This is a genomic window from Acinetobacter sp. YH12021, assembly GCF_013420145.1.
In the GTDB taxonomy this organism is placed as follows: Bacteria; Pseudomonadota; Gammaproteobacteria; order Pseudomonadales; family Moraxellaceae; genus Acinetobacter; species Acinetobacter towneri.
In genome coordinates, this window is record NZ_VOYT01000001.1 from 457,318 (window position 1) to 481,229 (window position 23,912).

Below are 23,912 nucleotides of genomic sequence, written 5' to 3' on the forward strand. Positions count from 1 at the left end.
AGAGTTATATCCGTGCGTCAAATTTTAGTCACTAACGCCCTACCATACGCCAATGGTCCGATCCATATGGGTCACTTACTCGGTTATATCCAGGCAGATATCTGGGTTCGCGCCATGCGTGCAATGGGACATGACGTGACTTATGTCTGTGCGGATGATGCGCATGGTACAGCAATCATGCTGCGTGCCGAAGCCAACGGGATTAGCCCTGAACAGCAAATTGCCAATGTGCAACAAGAACACATTCGCGATTTTGACGGTTTTGGTGTGCATTTTGATCATTATGATTCAACGCATAGCGACACCAACCGCGCACGTGCCAGCGAAATTTATGTCAAAAACCGTGATGCAGGCAATATTGCTGTGCGTCCTGTTACGCAATTATTTGACCCTGAAAAAGGCATGTTTTTGTCTGATCGTTTCATTAAAGGCACGTGCCCGAAATGTAAAGCGGAAGATCAATACGGCGATTCTTGCGAAGTTTGCGGCACTACCTATAACGCGACTGAGCTGATTAATCCAAAATCGACTTTGAGCGGTGCAACACCTGTAGAAAAATCATCAGATCATTACTTCTTTAAATTGCCTAATTTTGGTGAATATTTACAAAAATGGACGCGCGATGAAGGTCGTTTGCCAGTTTCAATTGCCAACAAATTGGATGAATGGTTTGAAAATGGCTTGAATGACTGGGATATTTCACGTGACGCGCCATATTTTGGTTTTGAAATTCCAGACGCACCAAATAAATATTTTTATGTATGGGTTGATGCACCAATTGGTTATATGTCGAGTTTTGAAAACTACGTAAAAACCAAACGCCCTGACCTAAATTTTGACGATTACTGGAAAAAAGATTCAGACAAAGAAGTCTATCACTTCATTGGTAAAGACATCGTATATTTCCACGCTTTATTCTGGCCTGCAATGTTAGATGGTGCGGGTTATCGCACGCCTACAGGTTTATTTGTAAATGGTTTCTTGACTGTAAATGGTCAAAAAATGTCGAAATCTCGCGGCACATTTATTAAAGCAGAAACGTATTTACAGCATTTAAATCCTGAATATTTACGCTATTACTTTGCATCAAAACTGTCTGATAAAGTTGAAGACTCTGACTTAAATCTGGATGATTTTGTGCAGAAAGTAAACTCTGATCTTGTAGGTAAAGTGGTGAATATTGCCAGTCGTTGTGCCAAATTCATCAACACTAAATTTGATAACAAATTAAGTGCAAACTGCGCTGAACCTGAGTTAGTACAAAGCTTTATTGCTGCAGGTGACTCGATTGCCAAAGCATACGAAGAGCGTGAATTCTCTGCGGCAATTCGTGAAATTATGGCGCTTGCTGACCGCGCCAACCAATATATTGATGAGAAAAAGCCTTGGGCTTTAGCCAAAATTGAAGGCGAAGAACAGCAAGTTCATGACGTATGTTCTGTAGGGATTAACCTATTCCGTCAATTGGCGATTTATCTTGCGCCTATACTGCCAACCTTGGCTGAACAAGTTCAAGCCTTCTTACAGTTAGATAGCTTTAACTTTGAATCACGTAAAACTGTTTTAGTCGGTCATGAAATTGCGTTGTTCCAACCACTCATGCAACGTGTTGATCCGAAAGCGGTAGCTGCAATGGTAGATGCATCTAAAGATTCTTTAGCTGCCCCTGCTGAAGCACCAAAAGCGGAAAAGAAAAAAGAAAAAGCCAAAGAGAAAAAAGCAGAACCTAAAGTGGGTGAAGCTGAAATTATTGGTATTGAAGACTTTATGAAAGTTGACCTACGTGTAGCTGAAGTTTTAGAAGCTTCAACTGTCGAGGGTTCTGATAAATTACTTCAACTCACTTTAAATGTTGGTGAAGCTGAACCACGTAATGTGTTTAGTGGTATTCGTGAGTTTTACCAACCAGAAGACTTAAAAGGCAAATTGGTAGTAATGGTGGCTAACCTTGCACCGCGTAAGATGCGTTTTGGTATTTCAAACGGTATGGTACTTGCAGCGGGTAATGGCGATGGTGTTTGGGTGATTTCACCTGAATCTGGTGCTAAACCGGGTGATAAAGTCAGCTAAGCTGTGAATTGAAAAATGCGCCGAAATGGCGCATTTTTCTTAAAAATATAATTATTTTATTGATTTCTAAATAATTCTAATTAAAATATCGCTGCTTTTATTTATTAAAATTATTTTAGGGGTATTTATGAAAAAAGTATTAGCAATCGCATTATCTTTATCGACACTTGCTTTCACTGGTTGTTCAGTACGTATGGCGGATATGACTGTCGCATCTACGAAAAACTATAACTTAAACTCAAATCAATTTGTAAAAGGTGAACGAGTTACAGGTGAAGATAAAGTACCTGTTGTATTATTTCCTTTAGGTATTCCAAACTTCAAAACAGCTGTAGATCGTGCAATTGAAAAAGATCGCTGTGCAGTTGCTTTATCTGATGTTGTTATTACTCAATTAAACCAAGCATTCATTGTAGGTCAAATTGGTTATCGCGTTGAAGGCACTCAAGTTATTGATCGCTCTCAACCAGAATGTAAAAAATAATATGTACTAAGTATAAATCCTCTCACCCTAGAGGGGATTTATACAAAAATCACTTCATCCCAAAAATTAATTTTAAGCCCAATACTGTCATGACCGCCCCTGCTGCACGGTCAAAAATAGCCTTAAACTTAATATAAGCCTCACGTGGTTTTTCTGCAGACAAAGCTACAGCAACCAATGAACACCAACCTGCATCAATAAAAAAACACAGAATTGGCAGCACCACATAAAAATAGTTCGGAATTTCTTTAGGCAACAAAGCTGTAAAAATACTCGCCAAGACAATTGCAATTTTAGGGTTAGATAACTGTGTAATTAAACCTGTGGTAAACGCACGGCGCAGTGACATTTGCTGTCCATCTGCAAGATTAGTTTGAATAGGCTCTTTGGCATGCTTCACAATTTTATAAGCCAAAAATAACAGATATAAACCACCGCAAATTTTAAGCAGCAAATATGCCGAAGGCACAGCCAATAAAATAGCCTGCAACCCCATCACCGCCAATAAACCAAAAATTGCTGCACCCGTACCTGTGCCTAAAGCCGTAAATAAACCATGTTTACGAGAAATGGCAATCGAATTTTTTGCCACATAAATAAAGGTGGGGCCAGGACTCATTGCACCCAGCATTAATGCCATCGCAATTGAACCTAATATAAGCAAGGATTCCAAAACCAACACCTGACGCAGCAAAATCAATTCGGCTATTTTACGGTTTTTATTTCCATGGTTGTACTATTTGGTCAAATTATTTCTTGGCAATTTTCCTACTGGATGTCGTAACCAATTGATAGTCATGTTCATGTACAGGCATGCCCACCATAATCATGCCGCACGTTTCTATTTTTTGTGAGTTTTGAGTTTGTGTCTTTTGCACACTTGCGGCATCACATCCACATAAACCCACAACCACACCAAGCAAAAATACAGAACACCATTGATGAGAAAAGAATGACATGATTTTTCTCCTGTTCTTCTATTTATATTTATAGTTCGAGCATAACATTCATTCAGCACGTAAATTCATTGTGTTTAATAAAGTGCCATTTATAATTATGTGTCTAATCCTATTGCTGATCTGTATGTTCAATAACATCGCCCAAGAAGTTCCTTTACAACGTATTGATTTTTATGGTCGTGAGCTATGGATAAAGCGCCTCGATTTAGTTCATCCCTATATTTCGGGCAATAAGTTTTACAAACTAAAATATAATTTTTTAGCTGCGCAAGCACAGGGTTATCAACACGTTCTGACTTTTGGTGGCGCATATTCAAATCATATTGCTGCAACCGCTTTTGCCGCTCAGCTGTTTGGTTGGAAAAGCACAGCAATCATCCGTGGTGAAGAGTTGGCAGAACGCCCTTATAACTCAACTTTGGCTTTAGCCCATAAAATGGGGATGCAATTTCGATTCGTTTCACGTGAAATGTATCGACAGAAAAACCATCCCGAATTCTTACAGTTTTTACAGCATGAATATCCCGATGCCTATATTTTACCTGAGGGCGGCACTAACGCATTTGCAATTCAGGGGTGTCAGGAAATTTTAAATGCCGATGATTTACATCAGTTTAATCTGATTTGTTGTGCCGTTGGTACAGGTGGCACAATTACAGGCTTGATTGAAGCAAGTCATCCAAATCAACAAATTTTGGGTTTTTCTGCATTAAAGGGAGATTTTTTAACGCAGGAAGTGCAACAACTTACCAGCAAAAAAAATTGGCAAATTACAGAAGAATTTTGCTGTGGTGGCTATGCCAAAACTACACCTGAATTATTGAAATTTATTCAAAATTTTGAGCAAAAATATCAAATTCCACTCGAACACATTTATACAGGTAAAATGATGATGGGACTTCTTGATTTAATCCAGCACAATCATTTCCCTGCCCACACTCGAATCCTGGCCATTCATACAGGTGGGTTGCAAGGAAAGCTTAAAGTATATTAAAACCCCCACAAATCTTTTATAATTGCTCGCTTTTCGTCTACCGAGTAATACTCATGGTTCATCAGGTTGATGTTGTTGTTTTAGGTGCGGGTGCATCGGGGCTGATGACTGCTTACATGGCAGCACAACGTGGTCGTAAAGTTTTAGTGGTAGAAAAAGCCAATAAAGTGGGCAAAAAAATTCTGATGTCTGGTGGTGGTAAATGTAATTTCACCAACTTAGAAGTCGAACCAAACCATTATATTTCACATAATCCGCATTTTGTCATATCTGCACTCACCCGTTATACCAACTGGGATTTTATTGGTTTAGTCTGCGAATACGGCATTGAATATGAAGAACGCAAACACGGACAATTATTCACTTTAAACGGCGCTAAAGAAATTTTAGCCATGCTCTTGGCCGAATGTGAAAAAACCAATCTGGTCGATATTCAAACCAATTGTGAAGTCAAAGCTGTGAATGCCCTAGATGATCAAGGTTTCCAAATTGCAACGACTTTAGGGTATTTCCAAGCAAACGCAGTAGTCGTAGCAACAGGTGGTTTATCTATTCCAACTTTAGGTGGCTCTGGAATTGGCTATGAAATTGCCAAACAATTTGGCCATCATGTTTATCCAACTCGTGCAGGCTTAGTGCCTTTTACTTTTTCAGACAGCTTTAAAGAAGTCACTACACGTTTAAGTGGTAATGCGGTGGATGCGACTTTATCAAATTCATTGAATAGTTTTACCGAAGCATTGCTATTTACCCATCGTGGTTTAAGTGGGCCAAGTGCCTTACAGCTTTCTAATTATTGGGATGTCGGACAAAATTTTAAAATTAATTTTTTGCCTTACTTAGAACTCTATGACTTTTTTAAAAATAAAAAGCAAAACAGTCCTAAAGTTTTACTGCGCACCTTGCTCAGCGAACATTTGCCAAAAAGTGTAGTGGCTGAATTACAGCAGCTGATTTGGTCAGAGCTTTCTGAAACTGCAGTTGGCAATATTAGTGATGACAAGCTAGAACAAATTGCCGCGCGTTTAAATGCCTTTGAAGTCAAACCATCGGGTACAGAAGGTTATCGTACTGCCGAAGTTACTTTAGGTGGTATAGATACGCAAGAAGTGTCTTCAAAAACCATGGAAAGTAAAAAACAAAAAGGCTTGTATTTTGTTGGGGAAGTTTTAGATGTAACGGGACATTTGGGCGGCTATAATTTCCAATGGGCGTGGTCATCTGCACATGCAGCATCGGAGTATGTTTAAGTTTGCTTTTAGATGAAACATGCAAACAAATGAATGTGATAAAAATGTTTCTAGTCTAAACAGAATAATATTGATCTTGCCGATCAAATTGCAAAATGACAAAAGCCAGTTTTTTCTAAACTGGCTTTTTCTTTAACACCGTCACGTACTATAAAGACTTAGCAATACGTGAATCCTGTTATTTTATTCTAAATAATCGGTACGAAATAATACCAATTTTGGCGTATTTGCCAAACGTGATTCAGTTTGCTGCATTTTAAGCACAGCATTTTGTTGATGCATAGGTAACGAATTTGCCACTTGAACTTTTAAACTGATACGTAATTTGTTTAGCATATTGATTTCTCTCATTATTGTCATCCTTGCGCGAATTTTAAGACTCAAATATTTCAGCTTGGTTAAAACCCAAGTTTTTTATTTTTCCCTTAAACCCTCATCAAGCTTTCCAAGCTATTGATCTGATTTATCCAAATCAGTCTTTGGCTCATTCCTGCCAAAGTTGATTAATTTTTAACATAATTTAAGAGGTTGGTCTATCCGCTTTTAGATAATTTTTATCAACATTTTCAGTTGATTTTGCCGTTGCTTCTGGTTTAGCAAAGACAAACTTATAAGCGGCAACAAAAAAACCGATGGTGATGCCAGCAATCACTATTGGGGCAAAAAACTTATTGGGTACTGATTTGGACATTAGTCTTTCCTCTTTTTTAATGAAAACCCTAAAGAAATCGACCAATACGGTGATTGGCCGATTATCTTAGCGATTCAAATCAAAATTTGAATAGGTTATTTCGGGTCATTTTTTGGATGTTCATCGACATCAGGTTCAGCCTCACCTGTCGAACCAAATGGGTTGTTGACTGGTGGATGTTCAGGATCAACCTTTAAGGTATCTGGCACTGCATGATCAGTTGCCGCTTCAGGTGTTGTAGTCACATCACTTACAGACGCTTGCGGCTGCTCAGATACAATAGGTGTCATCACACTTGATGCTGACGTTGCCGTTTCTGTCTTGTGCAAAGGATTCGGTTGATTTGCCTCACGTTTAGCTTTATCAATCAAATCAGTTAACACACGCTCTGCAGGTTGACGACCACCTAAACCAAAGGCAAGTGCGAAAGCCACTGCAACAGAACCGAGAGTTAAACCAAAGGCCAAGTTCACAATCGAGTCGGCAATACCCATCGCGCGTAAGCCCATGGCTACCACCAAACCCATAATTAAAATACGGACTAAGTTTGCCAACCAACGTGAGCTGTTATATTCACCGCGCTGTACCACTTTGGCGACCAAATTCGCGAGCCAGAAACCCACCACCAAAATGACAGCACCCAACAGGATATCTGCACCAAACTGGATAAACATGGCAATCAAGCCGCTGACTTGATCAAAGCCCAAACGGTTCGCCGCTTCAGATACCGCAAATAGCATGGTAAAGAATACAATCAGATAACCGACTACACATGAAATTTTAGTCGTACCTAAAAAGCGCTGTAAGTCGAGTTTGGCAGGAATATCATCGACTCCTGTACCTGCAACCACTTCCACCACAATATTGGCTACAAAACGCGACACCACATAAGCCAAAATAAGAATCAGACCTGCCGCAATAATATGCGGGATCGCATTCATAATTTCATACAGCATGGCTGTCGCAGGCTGCGAAATGGCTTCAATTCCAAGTGCCTCAAAACCAATAATCAAGGCGGTGATGATCACCAAGGCGAAAACAAACGAACCGAGTAATTTAGGTAAATTTGAATTTTTAAAAATGCCAACTTTTTCAGCATGCTGTTGAATATTCAGGCTGCCTAATAAACCTTCGACAATGCCACGAACAATTTTTGCCAGAATGTATCCGACAAAAACAATCACGCCTGCAATGAAGATGTTCGGTAAATACAGCACAACTTCATTCACCATGTTTTGCACAGGGAACAACAGACCGTTTAAGCCTAAAATTGACAGCACAATTGGCAAGAACAGCAATAAAATCAGCCAATAAACAATTTCACTGATATTTTGACTTAAGCCACTCACACCCACATCGGCACTGAGTTTTTCATCCAACTGGGTACGTGCCAACAGTTTTTGCATCCCCACTTTGACCAGATTTGCCAAAATCCACCCAATAAAAGCAACGGCTACAGCAGCCAGTAAAGAAGGAATAAACAGTAAGAACTGCTGAATCATATTACTGAATGGCCCACTGACACTGGTCAGATTCAACACATTCAGCGCACCAATGACCGCAATAATTAAAATCACCCAAAACACGACCCGCGACACAATCACTTCAATATTTGAACGATGCCCCGTTGCATTTGATAATTTTTGATCGGTACCTAATTTTTGTAGAACCTTTTTAATTCCACCCGCAACCAATAATGCAATCACCCACCCGACAAGTAAAATTGCGACTGCAGCTAAAATGGGTTGAAATTGCTCCCAATAATACATGGCATCAAAACCTCTGCCATGTAGGTTCCCATTAAAATAATCATTCATCTTGTTTAATCCTCATGGTGATTAGCTTCATTTTTAGGTTTGCACCACGGCGCAAAACTGCTTTTTATCGATTCAAATTATTGAGTAAAGCTCTATTCACCATAGAATTTGCATATTTTTTATTCAACCTTAGGATGCAGAATCGCAACAATTCTACAAAGGAGGGACAATAAACCTTGCGAAAATCCACAAAAAAGCCCTGCATCTAGGCAAGGCTGAATTTGTAAATATGAATTTTTGACGCTTAGGCTAAGCTACCGATCTGTTGCTGTTGCAGTATTACTGTCCTCTGCACGTGCTTCATCTCCAGCTGTGCCCGTTGTCGTGCTATTTGGCGTTGCTTGTTGTACGGTTGGATTAGGATGTCCAGGAGGTGCTTCGCTCGGACTCGGATTGCGATCCGCCATCATGTAAATCAGCAATGCCAATAAAAAGATTCCCACCAGTAGAAGCATATAGACTGGAATACGTTTTTTTCGCTTAATGTCTTCAGCTGAGTTTACATGAGGTGGTTTATTGAAATCATGTGGCATGTTCCCCTCACTTATGTATTTATCTGATGAATTTTTATACTAACAAGCTCCTCACGCTTATTGTGTGACAATACATAGCAAGATGGTGAAAAGATGTAATATACCTCAAGTACCACCTATGTTGCCCAATATCGACAAAGCTGCCTCACGGGGAAATGCGCTATAATCACGTACCGTTTTTTTGTGTACTTTGAACTTTATGGCGTATCGTCAACAAAGTGTATCGCTTGATCTTGACACTGACGTCACTCATCAATGTGCCTTGCACTATACCCGTGATGGGCATCTCATTGGTATTATTGAATTTAGCAAGCCCAGCTATCTGCTCAAATGGGGCGATTTGGAATATTTCCGTCGTCGTACCGAAGAATTTTCGGTCATGCCATTTCCAGATTGTGTGAATGCCATGATCATTGATATTCGCAACATTGCTGCATTTCTGGATAATGAAGTGCCAATTTTACCGTGGCGCTTACTTGAAGAAGAATGTCCTGTGCGTTTGGTGGTTCCTCAAGAGCGCTTAGAGCATTATGCAGGTTTTTTTGAACCGACTTGGCTAAGTAGCGATGTCGATAGCGCGATTCAGGAAATCCGCGAATATATGGATATGTTTGTGCACTAATTTCTTTGAAGAGTCACTTTCAAGCATTGCGTTCAAAAGTTGCTTTCAAAATTGAATCGCACCAAGCAAAAACCTCATCTGCAGCGTTGTAGATGAGGTTTTTATATGAATGGTGAAGATCACCTCAACAACCAATTTTTAGCGAATTGTGAAAATACATTTATTTTCAAAACTCGATTTAGGCAGCCACAAAACCTGCTTAAAACGCACCTGATCTATGCCAAAACTTCGCATTTTCTTAGATGTATAGCGCCAACCGACACAGTCTTGATATTTTTCATATTCAGGAGTCTGCCCTGCAATGGTTGAGCTTTGCTGAACTTTAATTTTCTGAAAAAAAGCGGTTTCCTTTGCACGGATTGGGCCAATATATTCATTATACATTTGTTCCATTTCGGCACTTTCAAATTGCATTTTTTGCAAACTGCCACCATGCCAACCCAACTGACTACGCAAGTTTAAATATTTTACTTTGCCCGCAGGAAACACATAATTGGCACAAGAAGAAAAGCAATACTGCGCAACTTCTACATTAAGTTGATGGTCAAAGACCAAATTGCCCAAATCAATACCTAAGCCGATCTCGCCACCCCGACTGTTGATTTTTAAGGTATCAATTTTATCTGACTGTTTAAGTAATTCCGCTGCACGTGCGTTGGCTTCAGGGCTAAGTGGCCCATCATAAATGAGTACGTGATCTTGCACAGCAACCTGAGTTTCCACCGTTTCAGCCTGTACGGTTTGTGCGACTATAAACATCAGCCCTGCGCTGGCTATATATTTGAACAGTTGATATTTGAATAGTTGTATCACATCCTCACCAATAATTTTCAACTGCAATATTACCTTCCCCGCGGCGATTCATGGTTAAACCACGTGCTTTTAAGGCTTCTTTGGTATCATCAACCATGGCAGGGTTACCGCATAACATCACATGGCTAGTTTCAGGGTTGAGTACACTGCCTGCAGCCTGTTCCAGTTCGCCATTCGCAATTAATACAGGCAAACGATCATGCAAAGCAGCTTGAGGGTCGCGAGTGATAATTGGGATAAACTCAAAGCCTGTATGCCCTTCGCCAAAAGTTTCGGCAATTTCGTGAATTTTATCGACATAAGCTAATTCGGCTTCGGTGCGCACACTATAAACCAAATAGATATATTGATATTTTGTCCACGTTTCAAAATCTTGCAGCATGGATAAAAACGGTGCAAGACCTGTACCTGTGGCCAACAACCATAAATCGTGTGGCGCAGGCAACTGATAACGCGCCAAGGTCAAAAAACCATAAGGGATTTTTTCCAAGTACAGCTCATCCCCCACTTGAAGGTGCTGCAAGTTAGAAGTAAATGCACCATCTGGCACGACAATCGAGAAAAACTCTAAAGTTTCATCAAAGGGTGATGACACCACCGAATAAGCACGTACTACCAATTCATCGCCCACTTTTAACCCGATACGTGCAAACTGCCCTGCGGTAAATTTAAAATGCGCAGGTCGGGTCATGGTGAAGCTAAACAAGGTGTTGGTCCAACGATGAACCGAAAGCACTTTTTCTAAAGTAAATTTTTCAATTGACATGATTTGAGCGTGGCATGAAAGACTGTGCTCATGTTAGCATGTCGGGGTAATTTATGAATATTTTTTAAATGTTAAGGCTTGATTCATGCGCATGACTTTACGCCAGTTGGCGGTTTTTGTAGCAGTTGCCCAAGAAGGGACAGTAACCAAAGCCAGTGATGCCGTTAAACTCACCCAAAGTGCTGCAAGCATGGCCTTAGCAGATTTGGAAGATGGCTTAGGCGCTCCACTGTTTGACCGTTTGGGTAAGCGCCTACAGCTGAACGATTTAGGTCGTTTTTTATTGCCACAAGCCTTAGAAATTTTGGGGCGTTGTGAAGCATTTGAGCAAGCCGCTAAAGGTGAGCTGCAAAGCATCGATTTGCGTTTAGGTGCAACTCTTACCATTAGTGACTATTTGATGCCTGATTTAATGGCAGACTTTTTGCAAATTCAGCCGCAGGCGCATTTACAGTTACAAGTGGGCAATACCCGCCAAATGATTGAAGCTGTAAACCAATTTCAGCTAGATTTAGCACTGATTGAAGGTTCTTGTCACTTACCCCAACTCCAATGTATTCATTGGCGTGATGATGAACTTGCAGTGTGCTGTGCGCCAAGTCATCCTCTAGCGCAGTTAAACCGTGCTTTAAGCATTGCAGATTTTGAAGATGCCGAGTGGATTTTACGTGAAGAAGGTTCAGGTACCCGTGAAGTGTTTGACAATGCAATTTTAAAAGACCTGCCTGATGCCAATATTCGTTTAACTTTGGGTCATAACGAAGCGATTTTAAAAATTGTCGCAGGTGGGATTGGTATGTCGTGTATTTCACGATTGGCGATTGAACCTTTACTAGAAAAAGGTCAATTGGTGATTTTAGATACACCTTTCTGGCAACTGACGCGCCCGTTATTCATGTTGGTGCATCGTCAGAAATACCAAGGGCCTGGCTTAAAGGCATTTATGAAGTTTTGCGACGCGAAATAGTTTATAAAAGAGTACCGATGATGGTACTCTTTTTTTAGCGATTAAACTGACTCTCACACGGTATGCCGTCACCATCACCGTCCATTTTAGTATTTGGACAATTTCGTATAAAGAATAATGCTTCTTCGTAAGACGTCATTTGACTACAGTGCTCACGCCCATCACAAGTAAAGTTCTGTTCAACAACAGGAACTTCTACTACTTTTTGTACTGATAAAGCTTCAGGCTGACTATTTTGCCAAGCTTGGTACTTATTAAATACTGCATAAGCCAAGCCGAATATAATCAATATACCAATATAAGTAACAAAATTGGATGAGTTATTTTCAGACTTCTGCTGTCTTTTATGATTCTGCTTTGTCGTATGAATTGCCCTTGATTGAGGTGTATGCCTTTCGACTGCAACCTTAATATCTAGACGGACAATATTATCTGCTTTGAACTTGCCATTTTCTTCTACTTTACGAAATTTTAGATTTTCTCCCACTTTTAGTGGAATATTTTTATTGGGAAAATCTTTAATATGAAAAAATAAATCTTTAGGCTCTCCTTCTATTTGAATAAAACCAAAGCCTCGTTCTTCGTTATAAGTTTTTATTTTCCCTTCTAAAAACATAAATTACTCTTTTCACGTTAATTTTTGATTATTGTACAAAAAAAGAGGCGAAAATGCCTCTTTTCTGTGCATGAAAACATTTAAAACTAACGCTTTAAGTTTGATAACAATGCAGACGTAATCGACGTATTCGCAGCAACCGCTTTGGCTTTTTTTGCTTTTTTGGATTTATCTTCTACAGGTTCAATATTAATGGCTTTATAACGATCACCATTTTGAACCACATTAAATTTAACGCGATCATTGCGCTTTGGCTCGCCTTCAGCCGCAGGAAAATCCGAGATATGGAAAAACACTTCACCTTCAGGTGCGGCAATAAATCCATAGCCTTTTTCGGCATTATATTGTTTGATTTTCCCTTGATATTGTTCAGATTTCATGGCTTAACCTTTTACGAGCTGCACTTTATATGAGTATATAAAAAAGAGGCAGTTAATGCCTCTTTTTCACCGACATTCGGCTTAATCTTTTTGCACTGAACCAAAAATTTTATCGCCTGCATCACCCAAGCCAGGCACAATATAACCATCTTGGTTTAAACCTTCATCTACCGATGCAGTAAAGATCACCACATCTGGATGCGCGGCTTCTACACGTTGAATGCCTTCTGGCGCTGCAACCAAAACCATCACACGAATGTCTTTACAACCACTGGCTTTGAGCAAATCAATCGCTGCCACTAAAGATGAACCTGTGGCAAGCATAGGGTCAATAATCATCGCAATACGGTTTTGTACATCTGGTACTAATTTTTTGTAGTACGTACGCGCTTCTAAAGTTTCTTCATCACGTTCCAAGCCAAGTACAGACACTTTGGCACTTGGAATCAAGTTTAAGAAACCATCTAACATGCCAATACCTGCACGTAAAATAGGCACAACCGTAATTTTTTTACCCGCAATACGGTCTACAGTGACTGCACCATTCCAACCCGCAATTTCGTGCTCGACCATAGGCAAATCTTTGGTCGCTTCATAAGTCAGCAACATGGTGACTTCTTGTGCCAATTCACGGAAGTTTTTGGTGCTGATATCAGCACGACGTAATAGCCCTAATTTATGACGAATAAGCGGATGTCGGATTTCATGAATAGCCACGGGAGAACACCTAAAAGGAAAGAAAAGCAAATATCATTTTATTATATGCTGTTTTTATTGTGTATATAAACCAAAAAGCCCTCAATTTATGAAGGCTTTTTGACTGAAAGTTAAACTTCTTTCAAATTATTGCTGTGACAGCATGAAATGGATTGGTGACAAAATTTCAGCTTCAAGTGCAATTTTGATAATTGGGTCTGGATAAACACCAATCACCAATACCGCTAAAGCTGCAGCCAATACCATAATACCGCCCACTTTTTGACCCCAATGATCAACAGCGTCCATTTTTGGTTCATCTGGCGGTGTCATATACATCACCACCATAACGCGCAAGTAGTAGTACAAACCAATACCTGAACCTACGATGATCATCGCAGCTAAGAACCAGTGCTGAGTCGTTACCGCAGCCATCACCACCAAGAACTTACCAATGAAGCCTGCAGTTAATGGAATACCTGCAAGAGAAAGCATCATCACGGTTAATACAGCAGTCAATACTGGACGACGCCAGAACAAACCACGGTAGTCTGCCAAGCTTTCTGCTTCAGCTACGTTGTTATACGGGCTAGACATTAATGCCACTGCACCGAATGCACCAATAGTGGTCAACACATAAGTGATCACATAAACGCTGACATTACCCAAACTTGCATAAGTCATGCTGATTAAACCAATCAACAAATAACCAAAGTGCGCAATAGATGAGTAAGCCAAAATACGCTTCAAGTTAACTTGACGTACAGCAAGGAAGTTACCCACCAAAATTGAAAGCACAGCAATAATGGTCATGATGGTTACAATTGAGTCAATCAGGATTGCACCTGAACCCAAAATGTAACGTACAAACAAACCAATGGTTGCTACTTTTGCCGCAGTCGCAAGGAAGGTTGCGATTGGTGCAGGCGCACCGTCATAAACGTCTGGCGTCCATTTGTGGAATGGTGCCAAAGACAATTTAAATGCAACAGCAAAGACAATTAAGCCTAGACCTAAAACGACTAATGGCTGTTGGATATTTTGCATTAATGCTTGAACAGAGTCATAGAAAGACAATGAACCTGTGTACGCATAAATGTACGCCATACCCATAAGCAACATTGCTGATGCAGTTGCAGACAATACTAAGTACTTCACGCCCGCTTCTAAAGATTTTGAACGCTGGTGGGTATATGCCAATAAGCCATAAACAGGAATTGACATTAACTCAAGGCTAATGAAGAACGATGCATAGTGCGAACTTGACACCATCAACATAGCGCCCGCTACCGAACACAACATTAAGATGTAGAGTTCTTCACGGTTGTCTTTATAGGTCTCAATATAAGCATGAGATAAAGTCGAACATGCCAATGCTGCAATCAGAATCACCAGTTGATATAACAAGGTGAACGGATCAATCATAAACATGCCCATCACGCTGGTAGGAGCAAAGTTCCCGCCAAACATCATGAGTAAAAGGTAAGCAGCAGCGAGGTTCAAGCCCACCACTGATGCTGTAGCAATTAAGTTATGGTTACGCTTAATTGCAGTAAGGATCATCACGACAATCGCAGTTAAAGCCACGATCATCACAGGAGCTAAAGGCATAAGCTCAGAAAATGACATTGTGAAGTTCATGGCTTATTGGATCTCCACATTTTCGAGTTGAGCTGTTACTTCTTGTGTAACTTCAACTACTTCTTGAACTGGGATGTAGCTATTTGCTAACCACGCCATACTTGAGTTTGAAATATCAAGGAAGGTTTGTGGATACAGACCAAGCCATACTAGACCCAGCGCACAAATTGAAAGAATCACAACTTCACGTGCATTTAAATCTTTTAACGGATTTGCATAGTGCTGTTTTTGCTCTTCATTTGGTACACCAAATAAGGCTTTGTGAATCAGGATTAAACCGTAAACACCTGCAAAAACTAAACTGATTGCCGCAATAATTGTGAAGGCTGGGAACTGTTCAAATGAACCCATTAAAATCAGGAATTCACCAATAAAGTTACCTAAACCAGGAATACCAACTAACGCTGCCACAAAGAACATCAGGAAGAATGAAAGGTATTGGAATTGACCACGAATACCGCCCATTAAACGCATGTCACGTGTGTGTACACGCTCGTAAATTTGACCACACATAATGAACAATGCTGCAGATGACAAGCCATGTGCCAACATCATGATCATTAAGCCTTGGTAAGTCAGGATATTACCTGCATAAATTGCAAGTAATACGAAGCCCATGTGCGAAATTGAGGTATAGGCAAGTAAACGCTTCATATCGGTTTGCTGGAAAGCACACCACGCGCCGTAGAACACACCAATTAAACCCAAAATAATGGCGATGTCTGCAAACTGAGCAGAAGCCGCTGGGAAGAATGGAATCACGAAACGTAATAAACCGTATGCTGCCGTTTTAATCAAAATACCTGCAAGGTCGACAGAACCCGCTGTAGGCGCTTGCGCGTGTGCATCTGGTAACCAACCATGTAATGGGAAAACTGGAAGTTTTACCGCAAAACCGATGAATAAACAGATCATGAAGGCATAAGCGACTGCTGGTAATTGTGCGTCAAGTGTATTCGCTACAGCCAATAAATAGTTGTAGTTGAATGAAATAGTACCTGACATCATGTATCCATAGATCACTAGACCTAAGATACCAATCAACATGATTAAACCAGCAACTTGCGTGTAGATAAAGAATTTGGTTGCAGCGTAAACACGTGAACGACCGTTTGAACCTTTATGACCCCATAACGCAATCAGGAAGTAGATTGGTACAAGCATCATCTCCCAGAAGAAGAAGAACAGGAACAAGTCAATCGCAAGGAATACGCCAATTACCCCACCCAAAGACCATAAAAGGTTAAGGTGGAAGAAACCGACGTTCTTTTGAATCTCACCAAATGAACAGCCTACCGCTAAAATACCCAGTAATGCAGTTAAACCCACCATGAGTAAAGATAAGCCATCCACCGCTAAGTGAATGTTGATGCCTAGGGTTTGAATCCAAGGCAGCATAAATTCAGCCGACCAAGTTGGAACTTGAGCGCCTAATTCATAGTTATAGCTAGCACCTTGCCACAATGCGACAGTTAAGCCCAAAGTAACGAGCATGCCCACTAAAGCAATGTAACGCGGTAATTTATCGTCGAGTTTATCGACCAACCAGCAAATAAAACCTGCAATGAACGGAACAAGGATCAGCGCGGGTAGAATTAAATTGTTTGGAGTATCCATCTTATTTCCCCACGACCTGAATCACGATCAAGATCATTAGTAAGACCACCACACCAAGTGCCATACTCGATGCGTACTCACGTAATGAACCAGTTTGACGTGAACTTGTGAAGCTATGACCACCTTTCACCAGTGCAGGCAGTACTAACCACATACCATCCACTGGATCACGACCTAATAGTTTGGCAATCAGCAAGTATGGTTTTACAAATACGATGTCATACAACGCATCGAAACCAAGTGCATTACGGCAAATATTGGCAAGACCCGCACCCAATGAAGTTTGCGCGAAACCTTTTACAGCGTTGTAAGCAAAGGCAAATAACACCACGCCTACAGCTAAACCAGCCAAAGCCACGCCAATTGCAACATACTCTGCACCATGTGCACCTGCTTCTAATGCTTCAGGAATCACAAATGCTGGGATTTTTGCAGCATCAAGAATGCTCATCACTGGCGCTTTTAATACAATCGCTAAACCAGTTGAAAGTGCTGCAAGCACTGCCAATGGGAACCAGTAAGTTGCGCCTTTGATCTCGTGATACGGTGTGTTTTCTTTACCAAAGAATACAACCCAAATTAAGCGGAATGTATAAATTGACGTTAAGAATGCACCTGCTACACCCACCCAATATAAGGTGTTATATAGCGGAATACCTGCGATATGACTTTGCGTCCAAACTGCTGCCAAAATAGCGTCTTTTGAGAAGAAACCAATGGTCAAGAATGGAATCGCTGCCAATGCACCGCCACCAATCGCGAAACATGCAAACAGGAATTTGTTCTTGTAGAACAAGCCACCCATTTTGAAAATGTTTTGTTCGTGATGGTAAGCCAAAATCACCGCACCAGAAGACAAGAATAATAATGCCTTGAAGAATGCGTGAGTTAACATGTGGAATAGACCCGCTTGGTATGCTTCTGCACCAACTGCCATAAACATATAACCCAGCTGACTCATAGTTGAGTAAGCCAAAATACGTTTGATGTCGGTTTGAACCAATGCTGCAAAACCAGCAACTAGCAAGGTCACAGCACCTGTAATTGAAATGAATAACATCACTTCAGGTGCAAGTTCAAATACGCTGAACATACGGCAGCATAAGTAAACACCCGCAGTTACCATGGTTGCAGCGTGGATTAATGCAGATACAGGTGTAGGACCTGCCATCGCATCGGCTAACCAAGTTTGCAACGGAATTTGTGCAGATTTACCCGCAGCACCCAAGAACAACATTAACGCTGTCCAAATGGTGATCGACGAGCTTTGAGTCATTACATTGGCTGCATTTTCTACGATGTATTGTGTGTTCAACGTACCAAATTGTTGATACAACAAGAACAACGCGATCAGTAGGAAAACGTCACCCACACGTGTTACGGTAAATGCTTTGATTGCTGCAAAACCGTTTGCAGGGTTTTGGTAGTAATAACCAATCAGCAAGTAAGAGCACAAACCTACACCTTCCCAACCTAGGAACAATAACGCCAAGTTATCGCCAAGTACCAACAACAACATGCTCGCAACGAACAAGTTGAAGTAAGAGAAGAAACGTGCAAAGTCTTCTTCACCACGCATATACCATGATGCAAAGATGTGAATTAAGAAACCCACGCCTGTAATCATGCCCAGCATGAGCAAAGATAAACCGTCTAAGTGCAAGCTAAACGCAGGTGCAAAACCACCCACATTGAACCAAGTCCATAAATGTTGAGTCGTTGCAACCGAACCGTTGTTCACAAAGTCCATGCCTGCAATTAGCGCAAATAATGCAGACAGACCCACTGAACCTACGCCAATAATCGCAGCAACTTTTTCAGGTAAGTTGTTACGCCCTGCCGCTAAAAGGATAAAACCAATGAGCGGAAACAATACTGTTAGATATAAATAACTCATCCGCGCATCTCACTAGCAGCATCCACATCCAAATGATGGAAGCGATGATAGAACTGAAGGACGATCGCAAGACCGATACACGCCTCTGCCGCAGCAAGTGTCAAGATCAGGATAAACATGATCTGACCATCTGGTTGTACCCATGCACTACCAGCCAAGACAAACGCCAATGCCGCAGCATTCATCATGATTTCAAGGCCCATTAAAATAAATAGTAGGTTGCGTCGCACCATCACACCGTAAAAACCGAGTGCAAAAAGAATGGTCGCGACAATCAAACCATGTTCTAAAGGGATGTTGCCCATTATTCTTTTTCCTCTTCTGCACTTGGTTCACGTTTACCGATGTGGAAGCCTGCAACCAAAGCTGCAAGTAATAACATTGCGGCAACTTCAACCAACAATAAGTACTGAGTAAAGAGTGCTTGACCCACTGCTTTTGGACCCACCATTTCGGTGCCCATAAGCGCGCTTGGTGCAGTGTAGTCTGAGCTTAATGACCACACTAAAACCAAACCAATTAGGAAGCTCATCAAAGCTGGGTATGCCCAAGTTGATGAAGTCAACCATTTACGCTCTTGCTCAACAGTTTGCTGACCAAGGTTGAGCATCATCACCACGAATACGAACAAGACCATGATCGCACCCGCATAAACAATGATTTCCAAGGCACCAGCAAATGGTGCACCCACGATAATGAACATGCCTGCAACCGCAAGTAATGACACGATCAAGCTTAATAAAGCATGTACTGGGTTCGCGTTAGTCACTACACGAACCGTAGAAACAATGGCCACGAGTGCCATCAAGTAAAACGGCCACATCATGGTAATAGACTCCGTACATCAATAGGTGCGCTTTCACGTTGCGCTTGACCTTTGTCTTTACCTGTAACAGCCATACCCGTTACACGGTAGAAGTTGTAGTCAGGATATTTGCCAGGACCTGAAATGAGTAAGTGTTCTTTCTCATACACCAAGTCTTGACGCACATATTCACCTAACTCGAAGTCAGGTGTTAACTGAATTGCAGTCGTTGGGCATGCTTCTTCACACATACCGCAGAAAATACAGCGTGAGAAGTTGATACGGAAAAACTCTGGGTACCAACGACCATCTTCCTGTTCTGCTTTTTGCAGTGAAATACAACCTACTGGACAAGCAACTGCACAGAGGTTACATGCAACACAACGCTCTTCGCCATCTGGATCGCGTGTTAACACAATACGACCACGGAAGCGTGGAGGTACAATTTCTTCGGCTGGTACTTCCGGATACAAAATGGTGTCACGTTTACGTGTCACGTGCGAGAAAACCATCCACAGTGAACGTACAATTGACCCAAACCCAGCTAGAAACTTAAACATATTGTTCTCCCTGCTGTCTTAGGCCGAATGATTCATAAGAATCACAGCACCAGTTACCAAAAGGTTAACAAGCGCCAATGGCAAGCAAATTTTCCAACCAAAGTTCATCACTTGGTCATAACGTGGGCGCATTAAAGAACCACGAGCCAAGACAAACATCATCACAAAGAATGCTGTTTTGATAATGAACCAGAAAGCTGCTGGAATGAATGGAATTTCAAGGTTAAACGGCGCTAGCCATCCACCGAAGAATAGAGTCACGATAAGCGCAGAGATCAGTACCACGTTGACATATTCTGCAACGAAGAACATCCCCCACTTCATACCGCCATATTCGACGTGATAACCTTCAGCCAATTCTTGTTCTGCTTCTGGTTGGTCAAATGGGTGACGGTGAGTTACCGCAACGCCTGCAACCACGAAAATCAAGAAACCTAAGAATTGTGGAATCACAAACCAAACATCACGTTGCGCTTCAACAATTTCACGCATGTTGAATGAGCCTGCAATAGCAACCACACCCATGAGTGAAATACCCAAGAACACTTCATAAGAAATGGTTTGAGCGGCTGAACGTAAACCACCAAGCAATGCGTATTTGTTGTTTGATGACCAACCACCAAATAACACCGCATACACTGCGATACCTGCCATTGCCATAAAGAACAACAGGCCAATGCTCATGTCTGCCACACCTAAATAAGGTGATACAGGAATAACCATGAACGACAGTACCGCAGTTGCCATTGCAACTGCTGGTGCCATACGGAACGTAAGTTTGTCGGCAAATTTTGGTGTCCAGTCTTCTTTGAACATGATTTTCAGCATGTCGGCTACAATCTGGAACATACCACCTGGACCTACACGGTTCGGACCATAACGGTCTTGCCATAAGCCCAGTAAACGACGCTCAATAAAAGACATGAGCGCAGCAATCAATACCACAACCAGTAAGATGACAATCGCTTGAATGACTGAATAGGCAATTGGCCAGTTCTCAGCCCACAGCGGCGTCTGACGGATTAATTCTTGTTGCATGAATTACACTCCTACCGCGACTGAAACAGGCTCTGCAAGAGATACCGTTGGTGCAAGACCAATTGGGTAGCCAATATAACCTGTAGGTAAATATTCAATCACTTGTACTGGCAGTACGATAGACGTTTCACCTGCTTGTACGGTAATTGTTTGACCATCTTGTACATTCAAACGCTGCGCATCTTGAGTGCCTACAGCAAATACAGCTTCAGGAATACGCGTTTCCATTGCAGGCGTTTTCACCGTAAATTCACCCGATGCAAAAATGTGATGCATTGGAATTAAACGGAAGCTTTCAGGATTAGCTAGCACAGGTGCTGGTGCCACATAGCTACGTGCAGGACGTTTTGCTAAGCGATCGAATAAACGAATGCCTGAATCACCACCTTTTAAGTGACCGCCCACATTGTCTTGGAATTTGTTCCAAGCTTGTGGTGAGTTCCAACCTGCAGACCATGCAAATGGTACAAGTGCCGATGGTGTTTGGTTACCAACATAACCTTCCATAGAGAAAGTTAATGCAGAATCGACATCGGTCGGTTGTTTTGGCTCGTGAATAGATAACGGCGCACGCATTGCAGTACGACCTGAGTAACGACGTGGTTCACGCGCAACTTTCAAGCCATGTACACGGAAACCTGCATCTGGTGCAACATCCTGAATTGCTTCAAGTGCTGGAATATTTTTCGCAACAGATTCAATCACGTCATCTAAAACAGTCCAAGAAATTGCTTTACCTTTTAAGCCTGTTTCAAGTGCGTGTAACCAGCGCCAAGATTCTTTGATTGCTAGTTCAGGTTTGTAGTAGCTTGGGTCATACACTTGGAAGAAGCGTTGAGCACGACCTTCTTGGCTCACTACAGTACCATCCCCCTCAGCAAAGCTTGCTGCAGAAAGTACGATGTTGGCTTTTTGCACAGTTGCTGTTTCAGCATGATCAAGCACGATTACATCTTGTGCTTTTGCCAAAGCGGCATCAACTTGTGCTGCAGGCAAACGACGGTATAAGTCGTTTTCAACCACAATCACAGCATCATAATCTTGAGCAAACGCTTGTTCTAAGCTTTGACCACCTAAAATTGCCAAGCCCATTGAGTTCACTTCTGGCACAGTTAAGGTTAAACCTGCGTTCGCACCCAAGTTTTGCGCCACTTGTGCAGCCGCTTCCATAATGGCAGCGTCTTGTAAGCTTGTACCTGAAATCACCAATGGCTTTTTCGCAGCTTTTAACGTGTCGGCAATAGTTTGTGCAAATGCTTTGGCATCGTCATCTAAACCAGTGATCACTTCACCTGCAACCGCAGCTGCAATCGCAAAACCTAAACGTGCGATGTCGTTTGGAGATGCAACCACTTCACCTGTTGCGACATCGGCTAAACGCGTTTGCGTTGCAGCCAAAATGTAAATTGGTGATTTTGCATCTTGTGCGATACGTTGCACAGGTTCAGCCAACCAGTCTGGGGTACGACGCTCTGCAGCCATTTCTTTGGCTTTGTTTTTCGCCGCTTGGCGAACAGACAAGGCCATACGTGGTGCAGTTTGGGTTAAATCTTCACCCAAAATTAACACAGCATCGTAATCTTCAATTTCACGCATACCTGGGTTGTAAATACCTTCGGTTTGCATGATTGAAGCTGCAAGCTCTACCAAGTTTTGCTCTTTTTGCGATAAGCCTGTTGAGTAGTTGTCTTGACCCACTAACTCACGCAAAGCAAAGTTTGATTCAAGCGATGCACGTGGCGAACCAATACCCAAAACTTTTTTGCCTTGAACTTTGGCAATAATCGTATCAAGTGCAGTATCTACAGAAATGGTTTCTACACTCGCACCATTACGGAACTGTGGCTGACGTGGACGATCTTCACGGTTCACATAACCTGTACCGAATCGACCTTTATCGCATAGGAAGTATTGGTTGACTTCACCGTTAAAGCGGTTTTCTACACGACGCAATTCGCCATAACGCTCACCCGGAGAGATGTTACAACCTGAAGAACAGCCTTGGCATACGCTAGGCGCATACTGCATGTCCCACTTACGGTTATAACGCGCAGAGTGAGTTTTGTCGGTGAATACACCTGTTGGACAGACTTCAGTCAAGTTACCTGAGAATTCAGATTCCAAAGTACCCGATTCAGGACGACCAAAGTAAACACGTGATGCGTTGGCATAGACACCAAAGTCTGTACCGCCTGCATAGTCTTTGTAGTAACGCACGCAACGATAACACGCGATACAACGGTTCATTTCATGCGCGATGAACGAACCAAGCTCTTGGTTATAGTGAGTACGTTTAGTAAAGCGGTAACGACGACGATCGTGCTGTGTCATTACAGTCATATCTTGTAAATGACAGTGACCACCTTCTTCACAGACTGGACAGTCGTGTGGGTGGTTGGTCATCAAGAACTCTACAATTGAAGCACGGAACTCAGTTGCTTCCTTGTCTTCAATCGAGATATAGGTATTGTCAGCAGCAGGTGTCATACATGACATCACCAAGCGACCACGAGTATCTTCAGGGTTCGCATATTGGGTCACGGCACATTGACGGCAAGAACCGACAGAACCTAAGGATGGATGCCAACAAAAGTACGGAATGTCGATCCCAAGGCTCAAACATGCTTGCAGCAAGTTTTCCGAGCCATTGACTTCGTACGATTTTCCATCGACATGAATTGTAGCCATAGTCGAAT

The 23,912-nt window shown here is 41.8% G+C and carries 25 protein-coding genes; 6 read left to right on the forward strand and 19 right to left on the reverse strand.

Annotated elements, in window-relative coordinates; all coding sequences use genetic code 11:
- The first annotated feature begins 12 nt into the window (after positions 1–12).
- Together metG and FTT91_RS02095 are read left to right on the forward strand one after the other, a co-directional pair.
- Positions 13–2,070 carry a methionine--tRNA ligase gene (gene metG, locus FTT91_RS02090; RefSeq protein ID WP_180168877.1) on the forward strand — a complete coding sequence of 686 codons (2,058 nt, stop codon included), beginning with the start codon at positions 13–15 and terminating at the stop codon, positions 2,068–2,070.
- 127 nt (positions 2,071–2,197) lie between these two features.
- Positions 2,198–2,554, forward strand: coding sequence for a hypothetical protein (locus FTT91_RS02095; RefSeq protein ID WP_136144675.1), 357 nt, complete (start codon positions 2,198–2,200; stop codon positions 2,552–2,554).
- Between the two features lie 49 nt (positions 2,555–2,603).
- Here the strand turns inward: FTT91_RS02095 and FTT91_RS02100 are convergent, their stop codons facing one another.
- Positions 2,604–3,227, reverse strand: coding sequence for a LysE family translocator (locus FTT91_RS02100; RefSeq protein ID WP_180168878.1), 624 nt, complete (start codon positions 3,225–3,227; stop codon positions 2,604–2,606).
- A 76-nt stretch (positions 3,228–3,303) separates the two neighbouring features.
- Positions 3,304–3,513: an NF038215 family lipoprotein gene (locus tag FTT91_RS02105; protein ID WP_180168879.1), complete on the reverse strand. Its 210-nt coding sequence runs from the start codon at positions 3,511–3,513 to the stop codon at positions 3,304–3,306.
- 124 nt (positions 3,514–3,637) lie between these two features.
- Between FTT91_RS02105 and FTT91_RS02110 the strand changes: the two genes are divergently transcribed.
- Together FTT91_RS02110 and FTT91_RS02115 are read left to right on the forward strand one after the other, a co-directional pair.
- Complete coding sequence (locus tag FTT91_RS02110) at positions 3,638–4,507, forward strand: 1-aminocyclopropane-1-carboxylate deaminase/D-cysteine desulfhydrase (protein ID WP_180168880.1); 870 nt, start codon at positions 3,638–3,640, stop codon at positions 4,505–4,507.
- 53 nt (positions 4,508–4,560) lie between these two features.
- On the forward strand, positions 4,561–5,757 hold the full coding sequence (locus FTT91_RS02115) for an NAD(P)/FAD-dependent oxidoreductase (RefSeq protein WP_180168881.1): 1,197 nt from the start codon (positions 4,561–4,563) through the stop codon (positions 5,755–5,757).
- 183 nt (positions 5,758–5,940) lie between these two features.
- Here the strand turns inward: FTT91_RS02115 and FTT91_RS02120 are convergent, their stop codons facing one another.
- The 4 genes from FTT91_RS02120 to FTT91_RS02135 all read right to left on the reverse strand — a co-directional run bounded on the left by FTT91_RS02120 (position 5,941) and on the right by FTT91_RS02135 (position 8,798).
- Entirely contained in the window at positions 5,941–6,108 is a 168-nt protein-coding gene (locus FTT91_RS02120) for a hypothetical protein (RefSeq protein ID WP_004975492.1), read from the reverse strand.
- A 169-nt stretch (positions 6,109–6,277) separates the two neighbouring features.
- A complete protein-coding gene (locus FTT91_RS02125; protein WP_180061256.1) occupies positions 6,278–6,448 on the reverse strand; it encodes a hypothetical protein in 171 nt (56 codons plus the stop codon).
- A gap of 95 nt (positions 6,449–6,543) precedes the next feature.
- A complete protein-coding gene (locus FTT91_RS02130; RefSeq protein ID WP_004975489.1) occupies positions 6,544–8,265 on the reverse strand; it encodes a mechanosensitive ion channel in 1,722 nt (573 codons plus the stop codon).
- Between the two features lie 254 nt (positions 8,266–8,519).
- Positions 8,520–8,798, reverse strand: a complete 279-nt coding sequence (locus FTT91_RS02135) for a hypothetical protein (RefSeq protein ID WP_004975487.1) — start codon at positions 8,796–8,798, stop codon at positions 8,520–8,522.
- A gap of 199 nt (positions 8,799–8,997) precedes the next feature.
- Between FTT91_RS02135 and FTT91_RS02140 the strand changes: the two genes are divergently transcribed.
- Positions 8,998–9,420 (forward strand): hypothetical protein, encoded by a 423-nt coding sequence (locus FTT91_RS02140; protein WP_004975486.1) that lies wholly within the window; start codon positions 8,998–9,000, stop codon positions 9,418–9,420.
- 138 nt (positions 9,421–9,558) lie between these two features.
- Here the strand turns inward: FTT91_RS02140 and FTT91_RS02145 are convergent, their stop codons facing one another.
- Both FTT91_RS02145 and FTT91_RS02150 read right to left on the reverse strand, forming a co-directional pair.
- Positions 9,559–10,179, reverse strand: coding sequence for a hypothetical protein (locus tag FTT91_RS02145; RefSeq protein ID WP_180061258.1), 621 nt, complete (start codon positions 10,177–10,179; stop codon positions 9,559–9,561).
- A gap of 58 nt (positions 10,180–10,237) precedes the next feature.
- Positions 10,238–10,999, reverse strand: coding sequence for a ferredoxin--NADP reductase (locus FTT91_RS02150; RefSeq protein ID WP_179994130.1), 762 nt, complete (start codon positions 10,997–10,999; stop codon positions 10,238–10,240).
- Between the two features lie 85 nt (positions 11,000–11,084).
- Here FTT91_RS02150 and gigC point away from each other — a divergent pair, with 85 nt between their 5' ends.
- On the forward strand, positions 11,085–11,966 hold the full coding sequence (gene gigC, locus FTT91_RS02155; RefSeq protein WP_004975482.1) for a LysR family transcriptional regulator GigC: 882 nt from the start codon (positions 11,085–11,087) through the stop codon (positions 11,964–11,966).
- Between the two features lie 34 nt (positions 11,967–12,000).
- Here the strand turns inward: gigC and FTT91_RS02160 are convergent, their stop codons facing one another.
- From FTT91_RS02160 to nuoG, 11 genes are all read right to left on the reverse strand, one after another.
- A complete protein-coding gene (locus FTT91_RS02160; RefSeq protein WP_096901807.1) occupies positions 12,001–12,582 on the reverse strand; it encodes a cold shock domain-containing protein in 582 nt (193 codons plus the stop codon).
- Positions 12,583–12,668: 86 nt separating this feature from the next.
- On the reverse strand, positions 12,669–12,962 hold the full coding sequence (locus tag FTT91_RS02165) for a cold-shock protein (RefSeq protein WP_004975478.1): 294 nt from the start codon (positions 12,960–12,962) through the stop codon (positions 12,669–12,671).
- 81 nt (positions 12,963–13,043) lie between these two features.
- Positions 13,044–13,679, reverse strand: coding sequence for a uracil phosphoribosyltransferase (upp, locus tag FTT91_RS02170; RefSeq protein ID WP_004975475.1), 636 nt, complete (start codon positions 13,677–13,679; stop codon positions 13,044–13,046).
- 126 nt (positions 13,680–13,805) lie between these two features.
- Positions 13,806–15,299, reverse strand: coding sequence for an NADH-quinone oxidoreductase subunit NuoN (nuoN, locus tag FTT91_RS02175; protein ID WP_180168882.1), 1,494 nt, complete (start codon positions 15,297–15,299; stop codon positions 13,806–13,808).
- Between the two features lie 3 nt (positions 15,300–15,302).
- Complete coding sequence (gene nuoM / locus FTT91_RS02180) at positions 15,303–16,916, reverse strand: NADH-quinone oxidoreductase subunit M (RefSeq protein WP_004975471.1); 1,614 nt, start codon at positions 16,914–16,916, stop codon at positions 15,303–15,305.
- A 1-nt stretch (position 16,917) separates the two neighbouring features.
- Positions 16,918–18,813 (reverse strand): NADH-quinone oxidoreductase subunit L, encoded by a 1,896-nt coding sequence (gene nuoL / locus FTT91_RS02185; RefSeq protein WP_104852361.1) that lies wholly within the window; start codon positions 18,811–18,813, stop codon positions 16,918–16,920.
- Positions 18,810–19,118: an NADH-quinone oxidoreductase subunit NuoK gene (nuoK, locus tag FTT91_RS02190; protein ID WP_004975463.1), complete on the reverse strand. Its 309-nt coding sequence runs from the start codon at positions 19,116–19,118 to the stop codon at positions 18,810–18,812. The genes nuoL and nuoK overlap by 4 nt, the downstream gene beginning before the upstream one ends.
- Positions 19,118–19,636 carry an NADH-quinone oxidoreductase subunit J gene (nuoJ, locus tag FTT91_RS02195; RefSeq protein ID WP_180168909.1) on the reverse strand — a complete coding sequence of 173 codons (519 nt, stop codon included), beginning with the start codon at positions 19,634–19,636 and terminating at the stop codon, positions 19,118–19,120. The genes nuoK and nuoJ overlap by 1 nt, the downstream gene beginning before the upstream one ends.
- Positions 19,636–20,178, reverse strand: coding sequence for an NADH-quinone oxidoreductase subunit NuoI (gene nuoI, locus FTT91_RS02200; protein ID WP_004975460.1), 543 nt, complete (start codon positions 20,176–20,178; stop codon positions 19,636–19,638). Before nuoI ends, nuoJ begins: the two co-directional genes overlap by 1 nt.
- A gap of 18 nt (positions 20,179–20,196) precedes the next feature.
- A complete protein-coding gene (gene nuoH, locus FTT91_RS02205) occupies positions 20,197–21,216 on the reverse strand; it encodes an NADH-quinone oxidoreductase subunit NuoH (RefSeq protein WP_004975457.1) in 1,020 nt (339 codons plus the stop codon).
- A 3-nt stretch (positions 21,217–21,219) separates the two neighbouring features.
- Positions 21,220–23,904, reverse strand: coding sequence for an NADH-quinone oxidoreductase subunit NuoG (nuoG, locus tag FTT91_RS02210; RefSeq protein WP_180168883.1), 2,685 nt, complete (start codon positions 23,902–23,904; stop codon positions 21,220–21,222).
- Between the last annotated feature and the right edge of the window lie 8 nt (positions 23,905–23,912).

Bases quoted from the DNA above. Each gene is read 5' to 3' on its own strand.
- FTT91_RS02120 (WP_004975492.1), bottom strand. From the start codon at position 6,108: ATGAGAGAAATCAATATGCTAAACAAATTACGTATCAGTTTAAAAGTT.
- FTT91_RS02095 (WP_136144675.1), top strand. From the start codon at position 2,198: ATGAAAAAAGTATTAGCAATCGCATTATCTTTATCGACACTTGCTTTC.
- FTT91_RS02115 (WP_180168881.1), top strand. From the start codon at position 4,561: ATGGTTCATCAGGTTGATGTTGTTGTTTTAGGTGCGGGTGCATCGGGG.
- gigC (WP_004975482.1), top strand. From the start codon at position 11,085: ATGCGCATGACTTTACGCCAGTTGGCGGTTTTTGTAGCAGTTGCCCAA.
- FTT91_RS02140 (WP_004975486.1), top strand. From the start codon at position 8,998: ATGGCGTATCGTCAACAAAGTGTATCGCTTGATCTTGACACTGACGTC.
- nuoH (WP_004975457.1), bottom strand. From the start codon at position 21,216: ATGCAACAAGAATTAATCCGTCAGACGCCGCTGTGGGCTGAGAACTGG.
- FTT91_RS02145 (WP_180061258.1), bottom strand. From the start codon at position 10,179: ATGTTTATAGTCGCACAAACCGTACAGGCTGAAACGGTGGAAACTCAG.
- nuoI (WP_004975460.1), bottom strand. From the start codon at position 20,178: ATGTTTAAGTTTCTAGCTGGGTTTGGGTCAATTGTACGTTCACTGTGG.
- FTT91_RS02150 (WP_179994130.1), bottom strand. From the start codon at position 10,999: ATGTCAATTGAAAAATTTACTTTAGAAAAAGTGCTTTCGGTTCATCGT.
- FTT91_RS02165 (WP_004975478.1), bottom strand. From the start codon at position 12,962: ATGAAATCTGAACAATATCAAGGGAAAATCAAACAATATAATGCCGAA.
- nuoN (WP_180168882.1), bottom strand. From the start codon at position 15,299: ATGAACTTCACAATGTCATTTTCTGAGCTTATGCCTTTAGCTCCTGTG.
- nuoM (WP_004975471.1), bottom strand. From the start codon at position 16,916: ATGGATACTCCAAACAATTTAATTCTACCCGCGCTGATCCTTGTTCCG.
- nuoG (WP_180168883.1), bottom strand. From the start codon at position 23,904: ATGGCTACAATTCATGTCGATGGAAAATCGTACGAAGTCAATGGCTCG.
- nuoJ (WP_180168909.1), bottom strand. From the start codon at position 19,636: ATGTGGCCGTTTTACTTGATGGCACTCGTGGCCATTGTTTCTACGGTT.
- FTT91_RS02125 (WP_180061256.1), bottom strand. From the start codon at position 6,448: ATGTCCAAATCAGTACCCAATAAGTTTTTTGCCCCAATAGTGATTGCT.
- nuoK (WP_004975463.1), bottom strand. From the start codon at position 19,118: ATGGGCAACATCCCTTTAGAACATGGTTTGATTGTCGCGACCATTCTT.
- nuoL (WP_104852361.1), bottom strand. From the start codon at position 18,813: ATGAGTTATTTATATCTAACAGTATTGTTTCCGCTCATTGGTTTTATC.
- FTT91_RS02160 (WP_096901807.1), bottom strand. From the start codon at position 12,582: ATGTTTTTAGAAGGGAAAATAAAAACTTATAACGAAGAACGAGGCTTT.
- FTT91_RS02130 (WP_004975489.1), bottom strand. From the start codon at position 8,265: ATGAATGATTATTTTAATGGGAACCTACATGGCAGAGGTTTTGATGCC.
- FTT91_RS02105 (WP_180168879.1), bottom strand. From the start codon at position 3,513: ATGTCATTCTTTTCTCATCAATGGTGTTCTGTATTTTTGCTTGGTGTG.
- FTT91_RS02110 (WP_180168880.1), top strand. From the start codon at position 3,638: ATGTTCAATAACATCGCCCAAGAAGTTCCTTTACAACGTATTGATTTT.
- FTT91_RS02135 (WP_004975487.1), bottom strand. From the start codon at position 8,798: ATGCCACATGATTTCAATAAACCACCTCATGTAAACTCAGCTGAAGAC.